The sequence below is a fragment of the Kocuria marina genome (genome assembly GCF_000786655.1).
Lineage (GTDB): Bacteria > Actinomycetota > Actinomycetes > Actinomycetales > Micrococcaceae > Kocuria > Kocuria marina_A.
Window position 1 is genome coordinate 1 of record NZ_JROM01000037.1, and the last position, 3,491, is coordinate 3,491.

Sequence of the window (3,491 nt, forward strand, 5' to 3'; positions counted from 1 at the left end):
GGGCGTATCACGACGCCCGGGGTGAGGGCTGGGCGGTCAACCACAAGAAGATCCAACGCCTCTGGCGAGCCGAAGGCCTCCGCGTCCCGCAGCGGCGACGCCGCAAGCGTGTCGGATCCTCGACCGTCGACGCCCCGGCGGCAGTCGCACCGAACCTCGTATGGGCGGTGGACTTCCAGTTCGACGCCGACGAGCGGGGCTGCCCGATCAAGATCTGCTCCATCGTCGACGAGCACACCCGCGAATGCATCGGCGGGCTCGTCGAGCGGTCGATCACCGCCGACCGGCTCACCGCCCACCTCGAAGAGCTCGTCGCCGTCCGCGGTGCACCGGGTGTGCTCCGCAGCGACAACGGGCCCGAGTTCATCAGCGACGCGATGGCCGACTGGGCCGGCACCCGCACCGGCCTGTTCTACATTCCGCCCGGCTCGCCCTGGCACAACGGATACGTCGAATCGTTCAACAGCCGCCTCCGCGACGAGTGCCTCAACATCAACAGCTTCTACTCACTGCTGCACGCCCAGGTCGTGATCGGCGACTGGAAGACCGAGTACAACCATCAGCGTCGGCACTCATCGCTCGGCTACCTACCCCCGGCCGAGTACGCTCGGCAGTGCACCCATCAAATCGAAACCGACGACTCACAGAGCGACCGGACCGAATGAAGGGGGCGGCCCACAGCCACCAGCCGGCGGCGGTGAGCTCTGTCGTGGTGCAGGCGCCGAACAGGTTGGCCAGGATTCCGGTGTGTGGGTTCAGATACGGGTCACGGTATGGGTTGGGGGCATCACTCAAGGCTGTAGCGGGCGCGGGTGCGCCGAACCAGCTCCTCGATCTCGAGCCCATCTGCGGCGAAACGATCCAGCTCCGCCCGGGTCGCTGTGGTGACGTGAAGTCCTTCCATGGCTGCGCTGTGCACCACGGAGGCCACCTGTTGTGCCCGGTCTATCTCGAGAGCCGGCGGCAGAATGTGTTGCTGAGCCATGGAACCTCCCCGATCAGTGTGTCAAGTCGCGCCATGCACAACTGTCTCCTACTCCCCATTACTTTTGTGTGCCTCGCCGGTCCAAGAAGATGCAGGAGTGTTGATCGGCCGGTGGCCGTCGTGGTCGTTGCCCCGGTCATCGATGATCCGGTGGTGTCGACGGCATTTGGTCCGGTGGTTACGGATCGCTGAGAGAGGCCGGATCTTCACAGGCCTTCCTCATGTGGAGGCCTGGCATGGTCACCTCCCGGTCGGCCAGTGCCCGACGGTCCCCCACACACCCTTGCCGGACCCGGTTGATGTTTCGGTTTGCATTTTGCGCTGGGGCGCACCGGAGGAGTCACCGCGGGGTGGACCAGTACGCCTCGAGCCGGGCCATGGCGTCTTCGGGGGTCATCGCGGCGACTTCTTGGGCGCTCAGTCCGACCTGGGTGATGAGGCGGCGGGCGAGCCAGTCCGGGACGGGTTCCACCGGGACAGGTTCGGGGGTGGCCTCGAGGTCCGCGAAGAAGCGGCCCATGGACTTCAGCACCGTGGTGAGAGCGGTTGCCTGGGGTGAGGTGCCCAGGGCGGCGACACGGGCGGCCATCTCCTGGTAGACCTCATCATCGGATCGGGCGCCGGCGGCCCAGACCTCGGCGACATCGATCACGGTGGCCCCGACGGTGTCAGTGGTCGTTCGCCACACGATGCGCCAGTCGCGGTCGCCGACCACTAGTTTGCGGAAGCCGATGAGGTCTCCCAGTAGTGGTTCGCCGGCCTCGACGGAGCGCTCCAGCAGGAGCATTTTCTTGAAGGCCCAGCGCACGATCTGGGGGTCCTTGCGGTGCAGCCGGTGCAGGTCGGCGATGGCGTCTTCTGTGAGTCGGACGACCGCCCGTGGAGCATCCGGGGTGGAGGGCCCGGGTGTGCTCACGGTCTGCCGGCGGCCAGGTCGGCGTCCAGTTCTGTCTCCAGCTGGGCCCGGTCTAGGCCGAAGGCGGTCAGTGCCTCATCCAGGGAGCCGCGCACTCCGCTGTCGGTGGCAGCACGCACGATGACTAGGGCCGCATCGCGCAGGTCTCCCTCCAGGGTGCGCAGCTGCTCCAATTGGCGGGCGCTCACAACGGCGGCCACGGTTTTGCCGTGGCGGGAGACCATGACCTCCTCCCCTGCCTCGGCGTCTTTGATCAGGCCGGCCACACCGCGCTGGGAGGCCTCGGTGACCGAGATGGGATGGGAAAGATCCAGAAGAGACATATCCAAAGTATACATTTTTCTGTGTAGTTTGGGGGCTGGTGAAGATCGCCACCGAGGCCGTCCAGAAGATCCTGCCCGCGCATGGAGGCATGATTTAGGGCCAGATCCCGGGCGGGTACGGGAACCGACTCATAGTTCGGTCGCTGCTAACCGAGGTCTGGGATCGAGACCATCGCCCAGCTGCGTGATGTCGACCCGGTGGCCATCCGCCACAAGTTCTCCGTGGTGCAGATGCGCACCGTGCTGGAGCTCAACGGCTTCCCCGCCATCCCCGTCGAGGACGAGGTCGCCACCAAGCAGCAGATCCTGGTTTCCCGATCGTTCCCGGACCCGATCTGGGATCCAGAGATCGTGGGGCAGGCGGTGGCCGAGTTCGCCCAACGTGCCTCTCGCCGGCTCCGGAAGGAAGGCGAGGTCACCGGGCGGATCACCGTCTTCGCCACCACCTCCCCCCACCGGCCCGGACCCACGCACAACGTCTCCGCGCACGTGCGTCTGGCCGTGCCCACCAACGAACCCACTCCCCTGGTGACCGCGGCCCGGGCGGCCCTGGTGCCCAAGCTGCTGCACGGGATGTCCTACATGCGCGCCGGCATCCTCTGCACCGACCTCGCCCCCCGAGGGGGCCGTGCCAGTTCTGCCGGGGGTACTCGAGCAGCCGGCCCCAATCGGGGAACTGATCGATGCGGTCAACCGCCGCTTCGGCACCGGCACCCTCGCCCTGGGCCGCACCGGCGCCCACTCCCCCGCCCCCTGGACCAATCGCCAAGCCGACCTCTCCCCGCGCTACACCACCGACTGGAACGAGCTCCGCACCGTCTCCTGAACACGCACTTCTTGGCTGGGCCGCACTAGAACTGACCTACTCCCCCAGCTGACCAAGGCGACATGAAGCGCCCTGAGTTTGTTGGAGGCTCCTGACCTTGGAAACGAGGATGGAGTTATGCCGAAGGAACTGGCGAATGGGAAGCCGACGACGCGTCGCTACTCGGACGAGGAGAAGGCCGCCGCGGTGCGGATGGTGAGGACGCTGCGGGCCGAGCTCGGGGTCACGCAAGGAACCGTGCAGCGAGTCGCGACGCAGCTCGGGTACGGGGTCGAATCCGTGCGGATGTGGGTGAAGCAGGCCGACATCGACGAGGGTGTCACCTCCGGCGTGAGCTCGGCGGAGGCGCAGCGGGTGAAAGAGCTCGAGCAAGAAGTCCGCGAGCTTCGCCGGGCCAACGAGGTGCTGAAGCGGGCTGCGTCTTTCTTCGGGGCGGAGCTC

General features: G+C 66.7%; 5 protein-coding genes and 2 pseudogenes. 4 read left to right on the forward strand and 3 right to left on the reverse strand.

The annotated features are described in order from the left end of the window. Positions 1 to 665: pseudogene (locus AS25_RS08640) on the forward strand (IS3-like element ISPfr10 family transposase); the annotation flags it as partial. Between the two features lie 122 nt (positions 666 to 787). Here AS25_RS08640 and AS25_RS08645 read toward each other — a convergent pair. The 3 genes from AS25_RS08645 to AS25_RS08655 form a co-directional block, all read right to left on the reverse strand. Further along, positions 788 to 985 carry an antitoxin VbhA family protein gene (locus AS25_RS08645; RefSeq protein ID WP_035964347.1) on the reverse strand — a complete coding sequence of 66 codons (198 nt, stop codon included), beginning with the start codon at positions 983 to 985 and terminating at the stop codon, positions 788 to 790. A gap of 340 nt (positions 986 to 1,325) precedes the next feature. Then, positions 1,326 to 1,901 (reverse strand): type II toxin-antitoxin system RelE family toxin, encoded by a 576-nt coding sequence (locus tag AS25_RS08650; RefSeq protein ID WP_035964348.1) that lies wholly within the window; start codon positions 1,899 to 1,901, stop codon positions 1,326 to 1,328. Continuing rightward, positions 1,898 to 2,224, reverse strand: coding sequence for a type II toxin-antitoxin system Phd/YefM family antitoxin (locus AS25_RS08655; RefSeq protein WP_019311248.1), 327 nt, complete (start codon positions 2,222 to 2,224; stop codon positions 1,898 to 1,900). Before AS25_RS08655 ends, AS25_RS08650 begins: the two co-directional genes overlap by 4 nt. 231 nt (positions 2,225 to 2,455) lie before the next feature. Between AS25_RS08655 and AS25_RS15520 the strand changes: the two are divergent. The 3 genes and pseudogenes from AS25_RS15520 to AS25_RS08665 all read left to right on the forward strand — a co-directional run. After that, positions 2,456 to 2,794, forward strand: a pseudogene (locus AS25_RS15520) (DinB/UmuC family translesion DNA polymerase); the annotation flags it as partial. A gap of 58 nt (positions 2,795 to 2,852) precedes the next feature. After that, on the forward strand, positions 2,853 to 3,050 hold the full coding sequence (locus AS25_RS14660) for a DUF4113 domain-containing protein (protein WP_156960942.1): 198 nt from the start codon (positions 2,853 to 2,855) through the stop codon (positions 3,048 to 3,050). 117 nt (positions 3,051 to 3,167) lie between these two features. After that, positions 3,168 to 3,491, forward strand: a 324-nt coding sequence (locus AS25_RS08665) for a transposase (RefSeq protein WP_035959115.1), incomplete at its 3' end; no start/stop codon positions are given.

Bases quoted from the DNA above. Each gene is read 5' to 3' on its own strand.
- AS25_RS08655 (WP_019311248.1), bottom strand. From the start codon at position 2,224: ATGTCTCTTCTGGATCTTTCCCATCCCATCTCGGTCACCGAGGCCTCC.
- AS25_RS08645 (WP_035964347.1), bottom strand. From the start codon at position 985: ATGGCTCAGCAACACATTCTGCCGCCGGCTCTCGAGATAGACCGGGCA.